General features: G+C 26.0%; 18 protein-coding genes and 1 other annotated feature. Of the genes, 4 read left to right on the forward strand and 14 right to left on the reverse strand.

Annotated elements, in window-relative coordinates:
• Positions 1 to 3 precede the first annotated feature (3 nt).
• The 3 genes from KXZ80_RS15740 to KXZ80_RS15750 all read right to left on the reverse strand — a co-directional run bounded on the left by KXZ80_RS15740 (position 4) and on the right by KXZ80_RS15750 (position 2583).
• Positions 4 to 444, reverse strand: coding sequence for a MarR family winged helix-turn-helix transcriptional regulator (locus tag KXZ80_RS15740; RefSeq protein WP_021434299.1), 441 nt, complete (start codon positions 442 to 444; stop codon positions 4 to 6).
• A gap of 159 nt (positions 445 to 603) precedes the next feature.
• The gene (locus KXZ80_RS15745) at positions 604 to 960 is read right to left on the reverse strand and encodes a phage holin family protein (RefSeq protein ID WP_021434300.1); all 357 of its coding nucleotides are present in this window, start codon (positions 958 to 960) and stop codon (positions 604 to 606) included.
• A gap of 228 nt (positions 961 to 1188) precedes the next feature.
• Positions 1189 to 2583, reverse strand: a complete 1395-nt coding sequence (locus KXZ80_RS15750; protein ID WP_226898122.1) for a WD40/YVTN/BNR-like repeat-containing protein — start codon at positions 2581 to 2583, stop codon at positions 1189 to 1191.
• A gap of 390 nt (positions 2584 to 2973) precedes the next feature.
• On the opposite strand from KXZ80_RS15750, the gene KXZ80_RS15755 reads away from it, so the two are divergent.
• Complete coding sequence (locus KXZ80_RS15755; RefSeq protein ID WP_038286055.1) at positions 2974 to 4353, forward strand: GntP family permease; 1380 nt, start codon at positions 2974 to 2976, stop codon at positions 4351 to 4353.
• Between the two features lie 69 nt (positions 4354 to 4422).
• Here KXZ80_RS15755 and KXZ80_RS15760 read toward each other — a convergent pair whose 3' ends face one another.
• From KXZ80_RS15760 to KXZ80_RS15775, 4 genes are all read right to left on the reverse strand, one after another.
• On the reverse strand, positions 4423 to 4989 hold the full coding sequence (locus KXZ80_RS15760; protein WP_021434303.1) for a tryptophan transporter: 567 nt from the start codon (positions 4987 to 4989) through the stop codon (positions 4423 to 4425).
• 145 nt (positions 4990 to 5134) lie between these two features.
• Positions 5135 to 5390, reverse strand: a binding site (T-box leader).
• A gap of 144 nt (positions 5391 to 5534) precedes the next feature.
• Positions 5535 to 7061 (reverse strand): M4 family metallopeptidase, encoded by a 1527-nt coding sequence (locus KXZ80_RS15765; protein WP_021434304.1) that lies wholly within the window; start codon positions 7059 to 7061, stop codon positions 5535 to 5537.
• 677 nt (positions 7062 to 7738) lie between these two features.
• Positions 7739 to 8491 (reverse strand): rhamnosyltransferase, encoded by a 753-nt coding sequence (locus KXZ80_RS15770; RefSeq protein WP_021434305.1) that lies wholly within the window; start codon positions 8489 to 8491, stop codon positions 7739 to 7741.
• A gap of 77 nt (positions 8492 to 8568) precedes the next feature.
• Positions 8569 to 9003: a MarR family transcriptional regulator gene (locus KXZ80_RS15775; RefSeq protein WP_021434306.1), complete on the reverse strand. Its 435-nt coding sequence runs from the start codon at positions 9001 to 9003 to the stop codon at positions 8569 to 8571.
• 159 nt (positions 9004 to 9162) lie between these two features.
• Between KXZ80_RS15775 and KXZ80_RS15780 the strand changes: the two genes are divergently transcribed.
• Positions 9163 to 9648, forward strand: a complete 486-nt coding sequence (locus KXZ80_RS15780; RefSeq protein WP_021434307.1) for a DUF2798 domain-containing protein — start codon at positions 9163 to 9165, stop codon at positions 9646 to 9648.
• Between the two features lie 50 nt (positions 9649 to 9698).
• Here KXZ80_RS15780 and KXZ80_RS15785 read toward each other — a convergent pair whose 3' ends face one another.
• The gene (locus tag KXZ80_RS15785) at positions 9699 to 10292 is read right to left on the reverse strand and encodes a DUF3189 family protein (RefSeq protein WP_319025346.1); all 594 of its coding nucleotides are present in this window, start codon (positions 10290 to 10292) and stop codon (positions 9699 to 9701) included.
• Between the two features lie 115 nt (positions 10293 to 10407).
• Here KXZ80_RS15785 and KXZ80_RS15790 point away from each other — a divergent pair, with 115 nt between their 5' ends.
• Together KXZ80_RS15790 and KXZ80_RS15795 are read left to right on the forward strand one after the other, a co-directional pair.
• Positions 10408 to 10866, forward strand: a complete 459-nt coding sequence (locus tag KXZ80_RS15790; RefSeq protein ID WP_021434309.1) for a MarR family winged helix-turn-helix transcriptional regulator — start codon at positions 10408 to 10410, stop codon at positions 10864 to 10866.
• Between the two features lie 209 nt (positions 10867 to 11075).
• Positions 11076 to 11483, forward strand: a complete 408-nt coding sequence (locus tag KXZ80_RS15795) for a hypothetical protein (protein WP_021434310.1) — start codon at positions 11076 to 11078, stop codon at positions 11481 to 11483.
• Between the two features lie 349 nt (positions 11484 to 11832).
• On the opposite strand, the gene KXZ80_RS15800 is transcribed toward KXZ80_RS15795, so the two are convergent.
• From KXZ80_RS15800 to KXZ80_RS15825, 6 genes are all read right to left on the reverse strand, one after another.
• A complete protein-coding gene (locus KXZ80_RS15800; protein ID WP_021434311.1) occupies positions 11833 to 12591 on the reverse strand; it encodes a nitroreductase family protein in 759 nt (252 codons plus the stop codon).
• A 41-nt stretch (positions 12592 to 12632) separates the two neighbouring features.
• Positions 12633 to 13079, reverse strand: a complete 447-nt coding sequence (locus tag KXZ80_RS15805) for a MarR family winged helix-turn-helix transcriptional regulator (RefSeq protein ID WP_021434312.1) — start codon at positions 13077 to 13079, stop codon at positions 12633 to 12635.
• Positions 13080 to 13288: 209 nt separating this feature from the next.
• A complete protein-coding gene (locus KXZ80_RS15810) occupies positions 13289 to 13942 on the reverse strand; it encodes an NAD(P)H-dependent oxidoreductase (protein ID WP_021434313.1) in 654 nt (217 codons plus the stop codon).
• Between the two features lie 77 nt (positions 13943 to 14019).
• Complete coding sequence (locus KXZ80_RS15815; RefSeq protein ID WP_021434314.1) at positions 14020 to 14769, reverse strand: MBL fold metallo-hydrolase; 750 nt, start codon at positions 14767 to 14769, stop codon at positions 14020 to 14022.
• Between the two features lie 135 nt (positions 14770 to 14904).
• Positions 14905 to 16053, reverse strand: a complete 1149-nt coding sequence (locus tag KXZ80_RS15820) for a toxic anion resistance protein (RefSeq protein ID WP_021434315.1) — start codon at positions 16051 to 16053, stop codon at positions 14905 to 14907.
• A 27-nt stretch (positions 16054 to 16080) separates the two neighbouring features.
• A complete protein-coding gene (locus tag KXZ80_RS15825; protein WP_021434316.1) occupies positions 16081 to 17229 on the reverse strand; it encodes a 5-bromo-4-chloroindolyl phosphate hydrolysis family protein in 1149 nt (382 codons plus the stop codon).
• Positions 17230 to 17319: the final 90 nt, after the last annotated feature.

Here is a 17319-nt window from a genome sequence, read left to right on the forward strand (position 1 = left end):
TTGTCACTTTCTTCTATTTTTTATACAAAATCTTGATAGTGTATTTAAAGCTTCATTGATTTCTTTTCTTTCTTCATCTTCCATCTTGTCAAACATATCATTTATACTTTTATATAAATTTTCTTCTAACTCAACTGCAATTTGTTCACCTTTTTGAGTTAACTCTAGATTTGTAAATCTCTTATCTTTTTTTGATTTAACTTTTACTACATATCCATTATCAATTAAAATATCCACTGATGTTGTAAATGCCCCTTTTTGAATTCCTATAAATTCATTAATTTTACTCATTTGTTTGTGTTCATGCTTATGAACAAATAGTAAAATTTTTGCATGTGTTTCATTAAGATTATAATCTAATTCTTTTATTGCAGAGTATTTAAATACATTTTTTGTAAAATGATGTACAATCATTAAGTTTTCTATAAAATTTAAATTTTTCATAAAATCTCCCCTTTTTATTAGTTTTAAATAAAACTATCTTACTTTTTATTATATACCACGATAAATAAGATTCAAACAAAAAGTTTTATTTAAAACTATTTATATTAAAATAAAAAACACTAACTAAGTTAGTTAGTGTTTTTTATTTTAATATTTTACTTACATAGCTCTAGCAGGGAATATAGCATCTAAAATTCCTATAACTACAGCTGCTAATAAAGCACCTATAATAGATACACCCATATTAGGTACTAAAAATTGAGCTGCATATATTATTATTGCTGCTATTAAAAATCCTTTTATTCCTTTTCCAAAAGGAGATGCATCTACTCCCATAAACATTTCTACTAAATAATCTAACACTGAAATTACAACAGCAGCTAATAAAAATGACCATATACCCTGTATTGTGAATCCTGGTGTTACAAATGATGTTATAACTAAAATAACTGCAACTAATAGAAATCTTCCTATCCATCTCATTATACTATTATCATTACCGTTTTCATGTACCATAAAAGTCACTCCTTTAAATAAAGTAATTTGTTTTGATTTTTACAAATAATAAAGTAGGTATAAATAATTAAATTTATGCTATTTTTACTTTTCTACTTTATAGTCATATATTAACCACTCTATTTAAAATTATCCATTCTATAATTTGTAGTTTTGAATTAAACCTTTTAACTTATAAAAACCGCACTTATTATAAGCGCGGCTTTCTAAAATTCATAATATAAATTTTTATTTTAGCTTTACAAATTCCCAAGTTTCACCTTGATTTTTTGATTTGTAAAGAGCTTCGGTATTTCCTTTGTAATCTCCATCTGGACCTTGTCCAATTGACATATATAAAACTCCATCCTTCTCATAAGGTATATCTGGCATATCAAATGGCTTTATAACTCCTCCATTATCTAATGTTACTTCCTGTATAGGATATTCTACAAGTTTAAATGATATTCCTCCATCATCTGTACGATATAACGATCCTTCGGTACCAGAAGGCCTTATTGTAGTTATAAATCCAATATTATCATTTATAAACTTAATTCCTCCAACACTTCCAATTGTCCCATTAAAAGGATTTTCATTTATAACTTCCCATATTTTCCCTGAATCTGTAGTCTTACTAAGTGAATATAAACTACTTCCTAATGCTTTATCTACTAAATTAGCTTTATAACCTACTTCTTTAGTTAGATAAAATTCTTCTTTACTTTTATCTGATCCTCCCGATTCCTGCTCATAATCTTCTGGCTGAGGAAGTAAACATGATTTGCTCCAGCTTGAATCGTTTACTAAATTATATCTAGCAGGAGTTATACCTTCGTTACCTGGAGTAAACAAAGATACAGTGTATCCAACAATTTTAGAATCTGTTTGCTCAACACCTGATAATTCTCCCTTTTCATTGATATTAATAATTCCATCCGAATTATATGCCCAATTTCTTTTTCCATAGTAAACTAATCCATAACTGCCTTGATTCCACTTATCAACAGTTTCCTTAACCGGAATAACTTTAACTGTTTCGATTAATGGATTTAATAATTTATCATAGTTATATTTAGGATTAGCATAACCATTTAAAATTAGTAAAATATCCTTAGACTTATTTTTATCATAACTTATTAAATAACTTTTTTCTTTCCCTTTATCATCTTTTCCATATATAAATGTATCAAAAGATGTAATTGTTCCATCTGGTTTAAATTTTAATGAAAAATTATCTGACATATACAATTCTTTTGGGAGTTTATATTTTTTATTAATATCTTCAAATATACCCCCAACGCCATCTTCATATATATTATTATTTTCAAATTTTACTTTTCTTTCATTTTTTAATCGCTCTATAACCCAGGATAACTTTCCTCCATAATTTACTGAGCTCTTATATATTTTAACTCCGTAAAATGATGTTATCGTTAAAATAATTATAATAAAAATATATTTAAATTTAATTGTTTTATTGTATTTATAGTATTTGTTTTTTGTGACTTTAAATATAGTAAATAAAACTATACCTATTATCAATAGTAGACATATAAAAAAGACATAAATATTATTATTCATTCTTCCATACATACATAATGAAGATAATTCATAACAAAATGTCCAATATAAAACTATCAATATTGGATTTGTTATTAAAGAAATAAATATTTTTTTAAAATTTTCCCTAAATATATTAATCACCCCTAATCAAAATTGTAAATTATGCGTTATTTTTAAATATTTTTTCTCATTCTCTTTCCCCCTTAGGAAAAACCTCTGTTAATTATTTTTGTCATCCATATAAAGTAAGAAATATTACTTTAATTATAGCACTATATTTTTCTAATTTTACGACATAAGCTTAATAGAGTATAAAAGTCGCTTTTTAGATTAATTTTAAAAACTAGAAATCATTATCATTATTATTAATGTTTTATATATTTTTTACCGGGTAAAATAAATAGGTATTCATATACCTTATAAAATAACGAAAGGAGATTGTCATAATTTTTATGACATTGATTAATAATGTTTAGCATCTTAGGATTAATTTTATCATTGATACTTATAATGTACCTTGCATATAAAGGGTACTCAACAATAATAACCGCCCCAATAGTTTCTCTATTAACAATAATTCTTACTACAGGATTTGATAGCCATCTAATGGCAAATTATACAGAAGTATATATGGTTGGATTTGCAAATTTTATAAAAAACTACTTCCCTCTTTTTATGACCGGTGCAATTTTTGCGAAATTAATGGAGGAAGCTGGATATGCAAAATCTATAGCTCATTTTATAACTAAGAAACTCGGAAAAAATAAATCTGTATTAGCTGTTGTTCTATCTGGATCACTTCTTACATATGGAGGGGTTTCATTATTTGTTGTTGCATTTATACTTTATCCAATTGCATCTATGTTATTTAAAGAAGCTGATATTCCTAAAAGACTTATTCCTGGAACTATAGCTCTAGGTGCATTTACTTTTACGATGACAGCTATGCCTGGCTCTCCAGAAATTCAAAATGTTATACCCATGAAATACTTTGGTACAGATACATTCGCAGCCCCTATTATAGGAGTTTTTGCAAGTATCTTAATGCTAACACTAGGAATGTTATGGCTTACTAAGCGTGTTAAATCTGCTAGGAAAAATAACGAAGGTTACGGCAATCATAATCATAGTTCTATTGAGGAAAATTATGAGAATTTACCTAATATATTTAGAGCTGTTACCCCTATAATTATAATTTTTATTACTAATTTGTTCTTTTCAAAAGTTTATTATGAAAATATAAACGGCGAATATTTAAGTAGCTTTAATACTACTTTAAGTAATGTTTCTGGAACTTGGAGTGTTATAATTGCAATAGTTCTAGCTGATTTATTTATAATATTAACTAACTATAAAAACATAAAAAATTTAAAATCAGTTCTAGATATAGGTGTTTCTAATTCCTTCAGACCACTTCTTAATTCAAGCGCAATTGTTGGATATGGAAGTGTTATAAAATCATTGGCAGTATTTAGCGTTATTCAAACATTTATTTTCTGTATTTCATCAAATCCAATAATATCAGAAGCTTTATCAGTAAACTTGATTTGTGGACTTACAGCTTCAGCTTCAGGAGGACTTGGAATATCCCTCGATGCACTTGCACCTACTTATTTACAAATGAGTCATTCTTTAAATATTTCTCCTGAAATTCTCCATAGAATAGCTTCTCTTTCTTCTGGTGGATTAGATACTCTACCTCATAATGGAGCTGTGATTACAACACTTGCTATTTGCGGATTAACTCACAAAGAATCTTATAAAGATATTTTTGTTACTTCTGTAGTTATCCCTATTTTAACGACTACTATAGTTGTAATATTAATTTCTCTTAAATTTGCAGTTTAATTATATAAGAAGAGATTATCACTTTTAAAGTATCTCTTCTTATATAAAAATTTTTTCACATTAAAAAGTTTATCTACTTATGCTTTTTAAGTCCTTGTATCCTATCCTTTTTACAGAAACACTTACTACCTTTATTAAAAACAATCCACAAACTAAATTAATTAAAACTGCCGGAACTACTGCTACTAAAAATAATGATTTGAACGTCCCAGGTAATCCTACTAAAACTAATGCAGATAATAAAAAAGTTGTTCCGCTTACTAATGTTCCTATTGGTAATATTATTAAGGATATTATAAAGTCTTGAGTTTTTTCTTTGAATTTTTTTATAAATGAGAACTTATACATAATAAATACTAAAACATATATTATGTTTGTTGTAATAACTTTATCTAATATATTCGGCAATTGTCCTCCAGGAAACTTTGTCGTTAATGCCGTAAAAATTCCAGTTATAACTCCACATACAAGTGAACTTTTATAATCGTCTTTATTTAAAATTATTATTGTAAATAACATTATTAACGTCATATCTGGCTGAATTGGCAAGCCGATAGTTGGTGTTATTTGATGCAATAGTAGCCCAATCGCTAATAGTAGAGAATTTAAAACTAATTTTCTTGTATTTGTTTTCATAATTATGTCCTCCTAGTTTTTTTAAATAATTATTATTTTTCATTGTAAATTTCCAATGATATAAATCGCTGTCTTTTGAGATACCTGTTCACATCATATTTATCACCACCTTAATTTTTTGAAATTAAAAAACTCCGTCCTATATTAATAGGACGGAGTCTATCCGCGTTGCCACCTAATTTACGTACAAAAAATTATTTGTACATCACTCAATTTCAGGTACTATCATACCCTATTCGCTATAACGTGCGACACACGGTAAAGTCTACTCTCACATAATTGTGATTTCAATTTACTCCTCAAAGGCCCATTCACTAAATCACTTCTTGCCAAGATTCCACCACCCTCAGCTCTCTATATTGAACCTAAATTTAGCTACTATCCCTTTTCTTAGGATTTATATTAAAGTTATTTAAAATAATATTCTATACAACTTTATTTGTCAATTTATTTTTTAATAACTACTCATATAATCTATAAATTAATATGATTTATTTATATGAGGTATATATTAAAAAGTTTACTAATTTATTTTAAGACTTAGATTATTTTACTCCAACTTGATCCCATGCAGCTTTAACATCATTAGCTACTTGATCTCCATAAAGGTCTTTTGCTGATTGAACTAAAGAACTTTTAGCATCTTTAAATTGTGATTGTCTTGTTAAGTATTGAGTAAGAGCTCTATAATATATTTTCTCTGCTTTTTCTTTACCTATTTTAGTTATAGTGTTATATGCTGCTTTATTAGGTATACCACTATTTATATGAACTCCACCTCTATCATAATATATACTATAGTTTTTATAGTCTTTCATATTTGCTGGTTGTCCATGTTTTGTAGGATCTTGTAAATCTCTTATAGCTTCACCTGGTGTTTTATATAAATCTTCTCCCATTTGCCAGTCATCACTATCTACAAAATAACCAAATACATCTGAGAATGATTCATTTAATGCTCCTGGTTGATATTGGTAAACTAAGTCTGCTGATGATGATGTAACTCCATGTGTTATCTCATGTGCAACAACGTCATTTGCTGCTGTAAAAGCATTTTCTGTTGTTTTATTTCCATCACCATAACTCATCTCTACGCCATTCCAGTAAGCATTACTCATACTACTTCCATCCTCTTCAGGAACATGAACATAAGAATTTATATCTGATCCTTTACCATCATAACTTTCTCTATTATGAGTATCTTTGTAGTAGTTATAAACTTGATCTGTAAAATAGTGAGCATCTACAGCTGCTTTATCTTGATCGAAGAAGTTTTTTATATTTGTAATAATATTTCCAACTGTTGTATCACCTTTAAAAGCTTCGAAACTTTTAGTTATTATTTGACCTTTATGAGTAGTATCCACTAATTGATACTTACCATTATCTTCAGTTATTTTTAAGTTTTTAATTTGTCCATCTGAACCAATTCCAGTACCTGTTGCTTGAGTTGCTTCTTCTAAAACATTTTGTTTTTCAACTATACTACCATTTTCTGCATCTACTTTAATTAACCAATGAGCAGGCTCTGGAACAGAATATGATAAATCTAAAGCATATACAGCTCTATTAGTTTTTTCATCAACAACAATTTTAGCATCTTGGATTGTATCTTCACCTGATAAGTTTTTAACTTCATCACGTGATTTTTCTATTGATTTAAAAGCTAACTCAATAGCTTTATCTTTATCTATTTTAGTTTCATTTTTAACTTCCAATTTACCTTGATCTAAATCCCCATTTACAAAAACAACTTTTCCATCTTTATCTGTGTGTATCTTAACCTCAGCTTTATCTGCAAAATAACCATCAGCTTTAGGTTTTAGAGTATAGTGAGTAAATCCTAAGTCATCTTTTTCTTTTTTAACTAATTCATATTGATCTGCATTGTCTTTTACTTTGTAATCTTCAGATACATTTTTTAATACATCTTTTAAATCTTTATCTGCTGTAACATTATAAGCTTGAGGCAATTCTTCCTTAGTTTGACTATCTGCAAAACTTACTGTAGGTGCTAAAAATCCGCATGATAACCCCGCAATTGTTAAAATAGCTAAATTTCTTTTAAACATTAAAATCCATCTCCCTTGTTAAATTTTTAATTAATACTTTTGAAAATTTTAACCCTAACTTAAATAACATTAAATTAATGCATAAAAAATATTAGTTAAGCCTTCAGACTGTCAATTTTGAAGTTTTTGTTTTTGTAAAAATTTAAGAGGAATGTTTTTAGAATACAGTTTGGTATAAAAAAATAATATAAATATTGTCTATTTTTATTATATAAAAAACAAATTAATACTTAAAAAAATATCTATTTTTATTTATTTTATTGATAAAATATTGAAAATAAAAGATTTGTTTCTTCTTGAAAATGATTTTGTATACAAAATTTTGGTTATTACTTTAACATAATTATGTTCGTTCTTTCAATATAGATATTATATACGTATAGTTAGATTGTCAACTATTTCCATAAAAAAATATTTAGATTGCTAACTTTAATTATCTAGATTAAATCTGAAAATGGCTTATACACTTAGGTACAAGCCATTAAAATTAATTGTTAAATTTTTTAAATATTCTATTAAAATTTTATTTTTCATCTTCACTCTCCGTGAATTTAAAATTTCCACTTTATTGGGTTATTTAATTATTATTGGTCAAATTATATATATTATTTAAAAATTAAAAAGTAGAAGATTCATTATCATTTGATAACTAACCTTCTACTTTAATACTTAATTTTTTATATTAAATTAAACTCTTTTAAAATTATTTCTTTTTCTTCTCCAAACACTTCTTTCGTCCTTATAAGCGGATATCCTACTTGAAGTATAAGATCAAAGTTATTATCAATATTTTTTTTATGAGTAATTAACGCATAGCTATGGCTTTCTATCACTTCTTTCACTAGTTTAACAGCACCCCAATGGCTATTTTCTAATCGATGTTGGAATCCACATATAAAATCATCTACTGTATATACAAGTGCATAAACTGAAGGAGATGTGTGGAACATATCAGCTAATCTATTTTCATTTGAATCGTATAAATATCCATTTTGACTTAATATACATTGAAGTTCTTCATGATATTTAACCTTACTTAATTCTTCTATATAGTTACTAGAAAACATATTATCACTATCGATTCTAATATGATAAATATATTTATATCCATCTATTAATTTTTCTATATAGATGTCTCCATCATCTGTAAAAATTATATTTTCAGGAAGTTTTGGATATTTAGATAATGCATCAAATATTAAATTTTCACTTTCTTTTGCATATCTCACAACACATTTAAAGTCTTGATTAGTTTGATTAATCAAACTTTTTCCCGTATATTTCATAAATATATCTATTCTATAATCAATCCATTCTTTTGTTTTTGATTGTTTTTTTACATCAATAAATCTGTCATCAAATTCTGGCCAAAACGGGTTTGTGTCTGTATTAAAGGGTATATCTACAATCATAGCAGTTTCTTTGTTCATACTTAGGCACTCCTTTTAAAATATATTTCGCATAATATGACATTTACTAATATACTATGAACTATAGATTCTTTATGTTAATAAGTCTCAAACCAATTTTGAATTAAACAATCTTTTAATATTTGAAATTTCTCTTCACCTATAGAATTTATAATTTCATTTTGAAATTTCTCTTTTAAAATTAATGTTTCTTTACAAAACCTAAATCCCTTTTCAGTTAAACAAAGCACCTTATCTCTAGAATTTACATCTTTATTTTCTATCATGATGTATTCTCTTTCAATTAGACCTTTTGCACATTTATGAGCACCTTGACGTGATATACCTATTATCCTTCCAATCTGTGCCACGGTTAATTTATCTTTTTCAATCAGGGCAAGCATATATGATTCTGTATCAGTAACTCTTTCTTCCCCCATTTCAACCCAAGTTTCTATAACCATTTTTCTAAGCTTTGCATGCTTTTCACTTATTAAATCTATTATATTTAAACTCTGAAAATTTGAATTCATATTAATACTCCTTTTTTATTAAATCTCTTTATATATTATATATAAATTTACAAATAAACAATATAAATTTAGTAAACTTAGTTGACATTTTTAGTTCAAAGGTGATATCATACTTTAGTCAACTAAGTTGACAATAATAAGAAAAGAGAGGTATTTAAATTGTTTAAAAACAAAAAAGAACATTTTATATTTATATTAATGATATGTACAACAATGGTGTTTATTATGAGTTGCTATAATATAGCTATAATTGAAGGTTTTTCATTAAATATATTTAAGCATGCATTAATGGGATTCCCTCTAGCTTTTGTATATGCACTAATAGGAGATATATTCATAGTTGGTAAGATTGTAAAGCTTATTTCAAGTAAAATATTAAAACCAAATGATAGCATTGCAAAAATAGGACTGTGTATGTCATTTTTTACAGGATGCGGTATGGTTATTTGGATGTCATTATTCGGAGTAGTTACTAATATAGGATTATCTTCAAACTTCATTTATGCTTATATTATTGCTATGTTTACAAATTTTATATTTGCAATACCTTTAAACTTACTAATTGTATCACCTTTAATGAGATTTTTATTCTTTAAGCTATTTCCTCCTATTTCACATATTGATAATCAAAGAAAAGCTGTGTAATAATTAAATTAATATAAAAATAGCCCTAATCCTTTAAATTTGGATTAAAGCTATTTTTTCTTAACATCTTTATTGTCTAAAATAATTACAGTTTCTTTATCTTCATTTGCTATTCTCTTTGTGTCATTTACAAGCTGTATAACATCTTTATATGATTTTTTTACTCCCTTTATAAGTAGCGGAACTCCTATAAAATCAATCTTTAGCCATCTAGAAAATAATCCTCCAAGTGTCATTGGTACTGGAACTGTTGGTGAGGTGTTAGAAAATATTATTTTTTCTTCTAATAAATTTTGTTTATGTAGCATAGATGCTAAATTGTATAATCCAGGAATTAGAATTTTTGAACGCCCTCTTCCCATAGCATAAACTTCATTCCCATCTTTATCACTTCCATAATGAAAAAGTTCTCCACGATTTCCATATACCAACTTATTAAAGTTTGGTAGATTCAATATTTCATCCTTAGTTGGTTCTCGATTTTCATCTAACATTTCCAAGTGGTACGCAACTGCTATTATAGAGGAATGAGTCCCTCCGTAACAATTATATATGTATATCATTAAATCACCTATTTTCTGATTGTTTGTTTTTTCAACAAATGTAGTATATGCATTATATGTAAATATTAAACATTTTTGCATATTAAATAATAAATTTTAGTTTACATATTTATGTTAAATCTTAAAATAAAAACTTATAAATACATGGACAAATTTATTATAATAAATTAACATATACTCAATGAGGTGAGTTTCTTTGAATAAACAATCAAATATAGATATAAAAAAATTTATAGACACATTTGAAAACTTAGCAAGAATTGAAAGACATAATCAAACTATTATGGGAATAAAAAAAAGCGAAGCTAGGGTTTTGCTTTGTGTAGAATTTCTTCATGAGGAAAAAAAATGTAAAGTTAATATTTCAGAAATTAGTAAAAATCTATCTATTACTTCTCCTAGTACTACTGAATTCGTAAAAAATTTAATTAGTAAAGGTTATTTAGAAAAACATGTTAGTCAAAATGATAAAAGGTTTATTGAAATAACATTAACTGATGATGGGAAGAAAATAGTACAGGATTTAAAAAAATACTTTAATTCTTTATTTTCTGGAGTTATAGAAATATTAGGAGAAGAAAAAAGCAAATTATTAATTGAATTATTAGATATAGTTAACGTCTATTTCACTGAATGGTATAGTAGACCAAAATAGAAAGTAAATTTCTATTTTGGTCTACTATTTTTTAATTTAATAAAATCTAAGCTATTTAATATTGACTAATTATTATAACCATGTTAGCATATTAATAGTTAGGTTACCTAATTAATATGCTATGAAAATATCAAAGCAAGTAATTTAAAAATTTTCAAAATTACTTGCTAAATATAAGTTAAATATAAAAATTGTTGAGGTGAAAACTATTGAAAAAATCATACATTGTAATGGGATGTACATTCTTAATTGCTCTATCTTTAATTTCAAAAGCATTTTTATTAAATGAAAACATAAAATTATTTTTAGTAATATTCTTTTTTGTTGGTTGTGGAGTAGGATCTTTAAGACTATTTGTTAATAGCCAAATAAAGAAAATGAAGGGAAAAAAATTAATAAGAAAAATTCTCTTCTTTGCAGTTTTACTTGGACTAGGTATTCCTTTTCAAAATTGGTTCAGGGTTAATGTGATAATGACTATGAATAAATCATTTATGCCATGGAATATTTCTATAATGATAACAGGAGCTATTTTTATTACAACTTTCTTTGGTTTTATTAAAGATAAATTAAGTAAAAAAAGAATAACTGAGGATATATTAGCAAAAGCATCATAATATTTATTTTGAATTTTAATTTTGTTAAATTTAAAATCACAGATTAAACTCTAACTTCAATAACCAGAATAAGATTGTATATTTTTAATTTATACAATCTTTTTTTATAGATATTAATATTGAATATTTGATGCACTTAGATACAAAGTTCTTCTATTTACTGAAAGTTTGATTATTACTATGATACTTACAAAATATAATACAAATTTCCAAATTTATGCTACAAGTTTAAAGAAAGTACAATTGAGATTTTAAGCATGAAAAAGGAAGAGTCTTCGTCTTATTCGCAGGCCTCTTCCTTTAATACATATCATATTTCGTCTCACTGCTTATTTTAAACCTTTTAGTCCTATATATAAATTTTTTCACCCTTTATATAATTCCAATTGCCACTATGGTTTTGGCTCTTTGCTCCTAACTCAAAGTGTAACATAGAGATTCCTAAATCAATATCTTCGTATCCATACTTATCTGATACTTTATAAGCTTTTACTTCATTATCTACAAACGAATACCCTATTGGCTGCTTATTTAATGCAGAAGGTGCTTTTATTACAAACTCAATTCCTTCTTTTATCCAACTTGGTAATAACTCAGTATCTTTTTGTAATAATACTTGATCAAATGTTTTTTTACCTTTGTTCATTTTAGAAATTAGTTTTTCTCTTATGCTCTTATCTTCTAAAACTTCACCTACCGCTATTACACAAATTAGTTCTTCATCTTGCTTTATATCTATATATTTTTTACATTCATTTTTATCGTAAGTTCCACCGATCCAACATGTTCCTAAATTCATATAAGTTGATTCTAGTACTAACATTTCTCCATAATACCCAACCTTAGTTTTATAATTATCTATATTTTTATTTCCTACTAAAGCTATACATGAATTTAATCCTTTTATTAATCCATATGAGGCTGAAAATCCTTTAAATAACTTTGAACAATCTTCTATAAATTGAAAATTCAATCCAGTTTCTTCATTTATTTTATAAATTAATTCTTTTATTTTACTTATATCTTTTATTTCTAATTGCTTATTTATATATGCTCTTCTTGAAGTTCTATAGTTTACAGCGTCTATCCAATTTTTATTAAATTCCATTTTAAATCGCTCCTGTATAAGTAATCAATACTTACATTTATCTATTTAATGTATTTTTCTATACAATCTAATTTTTTTACTAATCCATCAAACTCATGAAGATATTTTATATAGTCCTCTTCTGCTAAATTAAGATTTTCTGCTATTCTTCTTGGAATATCTTTTGCCTTGCCTTCAATTTCTAATCCTTTTTTAGTAACAACTATATAAATTTTTCTATCATCATTTTCATCTTTAACTTTTTCTAAATACCCGTTACTTTCCAATTTATTTAAAATAGGAGTCAATGTACCAGTCTTCATTTTTAACTTAGAACTTATTTCTTTAAAAGGTAATTTTTTATGTTCCCACAGAACCATCATAGTTAGATACTGCGGATATGTTAAATCTATCTCTTTTAATAAAGGTCCATATATTCTAACTATACTCTTAGATACTGAGTATATTTTAAAACAAAGTTGATTTTCTAATTTTAAATTTTCGTGCATGGTACATCCTCCTAAAAAACTATACTATTTTTTATTTATTATAACTTCTTTTATAGTATGTATCAAATAATTTCATATTACTGATTCATAATATTTTTATAAATTTTCAGTACATTATTTCAACTTTTGTTATTAAATTTATATACAAACAAGTAAGCTAGATGAAGTATTTATTAATCCATCTAGCTTTATTATATTTATAAAATATATTATTTTACCCAATCCACTACTTGATCCATTGATTGTCTTAGTTTTTCTTCTGGATTATTAACTCTATATCCAAATGCAGCACATAATACAATATTGAACTTGTCTGTGTCTAATAATCCTCTATCCACTAGTATTTTTTCTACTTTATTGTGATCTATACCACCAATAGCACAAGAGTCTATTTCTTGCATAGCTGCTACACTCATCATATTAGCTAATGCAATATGAACTTGTTCTGAAGAATAATTTTCTAAATCTTTATCATCTTTAAATCTAACATCCTCTATAGACTTCATTATACCTTTATACTTATTAGCAATGTCTTCTGGTAAATGTTTAATATCTTTTAATAAATAATCTATATAGTTTGAATCAAATCTTAATTCTTTCGCAGTTCTGCCTAAATATACTACTAAGTGGCTACATGTTGGCATTTGTGTTTTTCCACCCCAACAAACTTCTCCTAATTCACTTTTTAATTCTTCATTTTCTATAACTAAGAATTTCCAAGGTTCGATTCCCATAGAACTTGGTGAAAGTCTTCCTGCTTCAAGGATTACTTCAAATTCATCTTTATTTATTTTTTTATTAGTATCAAACTCTTTACATGCGTGTCTAAAATTTAAAACATCTAGTATCTCTTTTTTATTCATTTTAATGCCTCCTATTTTCTACCTTATATAGTTTTCTATCCTCTATATGATTCTTGATGCTCTCTCTATATACCTCTCTAAAGCTCCATAACTTTCTTTTCTTTTAATGATATTAGAGCTTCAGGTGTATGAGTTGATAAATATACAGTCTTATTTTCTTTTACAAATTCTCTAACATTATTTAAAGTCTGTTTTGCTAAATCTTTATCTTCAAATACTACTGATAATGCATTTTGTCTAAGTGCTTCATCTGTATAAGTTACATCACCATGGAACATATAATGTAATCCTTCAAACTCTGCTACTACTATAGAATTTCCTTTTGTATGTCCATACGCAGGTAACATAAATATGTTATCAGAAATTTTTTGACTTTCTTTAAAGTTTTTATACTCTCCATCTTCAAAGTTAACTCTTACTATATTGTTACCCTTTAAGTCCATTGCTTCAGCTTCTATTTCTGATATATATATTTTAGAATGTTCAAATAATCTAAGTTCTCCTGTGTGATCTTGATGTTTATGTGTAACTATAACTTTATCTATATCTTTTGGTTCATATCCTGCTTTTTTTAATGCATCTACAAAATTATTAACTTTTTCACCAGTGTATATCATTTGTTCAGGTTTTGGTTCTACATCTTTTGTCTCAACTGGTACTCCTGTATCTACTAATATAACTTCTTTTCCAGTATCTATTAAGTAATTTTGTAAACTTGATTCGTAATTTTTATTTGGATCTAATTTTTCTTTTTCAACTGATCCTCCAAATGCAAGTGCTTCTTTCATAAATCCATTTTTATAAAATTCTAATGCTATTATTTTCATTTTTAAATTTCTCCATTCTTTTTTATCGTATGCGATTAATCTTGTACGATTATTATATCGCATTTTTTTAATATGTCAATTATAATTTTTTACAAAAAAATAAAACCGCATCACTTACTTGTGATACGGCTTATATTAATATTTAAATTCTATAAGTTTATTTTTTAATTGATTTTCAATACTTATTAATTCTGCTTCTGCTTCTCTACGTTTTTGACGTCCTTCTGTTTGTATATTAAGTATTTCATCAAGAGTTGAAATTAACGACTCATTTGTAGCTCTAAGCGTTTCAATATCAACAATTCCTCTTTCAGATTCTTTTGCAGTCTCTATAGTTGAAGTTTTTAAAATTTCTGCGTTTTTGCGTAAAAGTTCATTTGTCATATCTGTTACTTCTCTTTGGACTCTTGCAGCATTAGCAGCATGAGCAACCCCAAGCGCTAAAACCATTTGATTTTTCCAAAGTGGAATCGTATTTATAATTGTAGATTGTATTTTTTCAGACATTAATGAATCATTATTTTGAATTAAACGAATTTGAGGAGCCATTTGTAAAGAAATCATTTTAGTTAATTCTAAATCATGAATTTTCTTTTCAAATCTATTACAAAGAGCAACAAAATCTTTTAGTTCCTGAGCATCCTGAGGATTACCACTAGTTCTTGCTTTTTCCTGTAATTTAGGAAGTTCTTCTTTTTCTAGTTTTTGAAGCTTCTTTTTACCCGCTAATATATACATATAAAGCTCTTTAAAATATGCTTTATTTATTTCATACATCTTGTCTAACATAGCAATATCTTTTAAAAGCTGTATTTGATGCGCTTCAAGAATATTGCACATTTTTCCTATATTGTTGTCTACATTTTCATATTTTATTTTCATGTAGGAAATCTTATCTTTTCCTTTTTTAAAGAAACCTAAAATTCCTTTTTTCTCTTCAGATTCTTCAAATGTCTTTAATTCATGAACTACACTAGATAATATCTCTCCAATTTCACCTAAATCTTTAGTTTTTACATTATTTAATGCTGACTGTGAAAAATCAGAAATTTTCTTTTGAGCACCAGCTCCATACTGTAAAATAGAATTTGAGTTATTTATCTGTATTTTATCTACAAATTGATCAACCATTTTTTGTTCTTCTTCTGTAAGTTGCATTTCATTAACTATTTTCTCTTCTATTTTTTCTTCTTTAACTTTTAAATCAATAATTTCCTCTTGAAATGGTTCAAAAGTTAATTCTGGCTTTATATCAATAGATTCTTCTTTAAATTCATCACTCATTCTTAATGCCTCCCTTTTATTTAAAACTTACTTTTTAAAATCATCTTCTACCAATCCCTCTTGTTTAAATAATGTTTTAAGAACAGAAATATCTGTAGAAACATCTAAAACAACATCTTCAAATAAATCATCTAATAAGTTTTCAAAAGCGCTATTAATAAGATCAATACTTTTTTCAATTTCATTTTTAGCATTTTCTATATTCTCGCCTTGAACTACTTGATTATTTATATCTTTGTATGAATTAATTAATTTTATAGTAATAGGAAGATAATGATTTATAAATTTATTAACTTCTTGTATCTTGTTAGGATTCTTTTCAACCTGACTAAGTATTTGGTTTGCAATATTTCCTAGCTTATCTAATTTAACAGCTATTTCTTCTTTGCAAAGATCATTTCTTATATTTTTTATTTGCTCAATATAACTTCTTCCTATTTTAATTGTAGATTCTATTTCTTCTTTCTCTGAATCATAGATTTCTTCATTTAATTTTTCATTATTACTTTCTTTAGCTATTTGTTGATTTTTTAAATTTAAATAGTCATTATAAACTTCATCATTTAGCATAAAGTACGTTTTTTCTTCATCTATATGTCCTTCTAAAAACATGCCTGTATCAATCATTTTACTTAATTCTTTAACAACAAAACTATCTTTTTCTTTTGTAAATTTTGCTAAATCATTAATTAAAAAATAACTATTGTTATTAATAAATCTTACGTATGTCTTAAAACGCTTTACTCTTTTTCTTAATGTTATTCCCCTTAATAACAAACCTAAACTTACTGCAAAGAATAAAAATCCAACTACCAAAATAATATTACTACCTATACTGATAATCCCACCACTGAATAGCATTTTAAGTATTAGAGTTGTAAATACTGAAAACCCAAAAACTAAACTTCCACTAACTCCGAATAATATATAAATTATTCCTGATACACTTCCAGCTGGTTTTTTACTAATGTATGTTGATATATCATTTTTAGGTTTTTTATTTAAATTCATGTACTTTTCACTATATCCATTAAACTTTGATTTAAATTGATTTAAGGTATCCTCAGTTTTATCTGTAATATCCTTTTTTAAATTAGCAAAATCTATTGCTTTAAGTGCATTGCTAACTGTAGACATAATTTGATCTTCTAAATCAGAAAAATCTTTTTTACTCATTATCTTGCCTCCAGGTTATTTTAATTGTAATTAACATAAGTATATATACTATTATGTTAATATTTTAAGTTTATTATATCTTATAATTTA

This window comes from Paraclostridium bifermentans (assembly GCF_019916025.1).
GTDB lineage: Bacteria > Bacillota > Clostridia > Peptostreptococcales > Peptostreptococcaceae > Paraclostridium > Paraclostridium bifermentans.

Excerpts from the sequence above, each read along its gene's own strand:
- KXZ80_RS15740 (WP_021434299.1), bottom strand. The coding sequence starts at position 444 with ATGAAAAATTTAAATTTTATAGAAAACTTAATGATTGTACATCATTTT.
- KXZ80_RS15745 (WP_021434300.1), bottom strand. The coding sequence starts at position 960 with ATGGTACATGAAAACGGTAATGATAATAGTATAATGAGATGGATAGGA.
- KXZ80_RS15755 (WP_038286055.1), top strand. The coding sequence starts at position 2,974 with ATGTTTAGCATCTTAGGATTAATTTTATCATTGATACTTATAATGTAC.
- KXZ80_RS15760 (WP_021434303.1), bottom strand. The coding sequence starts at position 4,989 with ATGAAAACAAATACAAGAAAATTAGTTTTAAATTCTCTACTATTAGCG.
- KXZ80_RS15765 (WP_021434304.1), bottom strand. The coding sequence starts at position 7,061 with ATGTTTAAAAGAAATTTAGCTATTTTAACAATTGCGGGGTTATCATGC.
- KXZ80_RS15770 (WP_021434305.1), bottom strand. The coding sequence starts at position 8,491 with ATGAACAAAGAAACTGCTATGATTGTAGATATACCCTTTAATACAGAC.
- KXZ80_RS15775 (WP_021434306.1), bottom strand. The coding sequence starts at position 9,003 with ATGAATTCAAATTTTCAGAGTTTAAATATAATAGATTTAATAAGTGAA.
- KXZ80_RS15785 (WP_319025346.1), bottom strand. The coding sequence starts at position 10,292 with ATGCAAAAATGTTTAATATTTACATATAATGCATATACTACATTTGTT.
- KXZ80_RS15800 (WP_021434311.1), bottom strand. The coding sequence starts at position 12,591 with ATGGAATTTAATAAAAATTGGATAGACGCTGTAAACTATAGAACTTCA.
- KXZ80_RS15805 (WP_021434312.1), bottom strand. The coding sequence starts at position 13,079 with ATGCACGAAAATTTAAAATTAGAAAATCAACTTTGTTTTAAAATATAC.
- KXZ80_RS15810 (WP_021434313.1), bottom strand. The coding sequence starts at position 13,942 with ATGAATAAAAAAGAGATACTAGATGTTTTAAATTTTAGACACGCATGT.
- KXZ80_RS15815 (WP_021434314.1), bottom strand. The coding sequence starts at position 14,769 with ATGAAAATAATAGCATTAGAATTTTATAAAAATGGATTTATGAAAGAA.
- KXZ80_RS15820 (WP_021434315.1), bottom strand. The coding sequence starts at position 16,053 with ATGAGTGATGAATTTAAAGAAGAATCTATTGATATAAAGCCAGAATTA.
- KXZ80_RS15825 (WP_021434316.1), bottom strand. The coding sequence starts at position 17,229 with ATGAGTAAAAAAGATTTTTCTGATTTAGAAGATCAAATTATGTCTACA.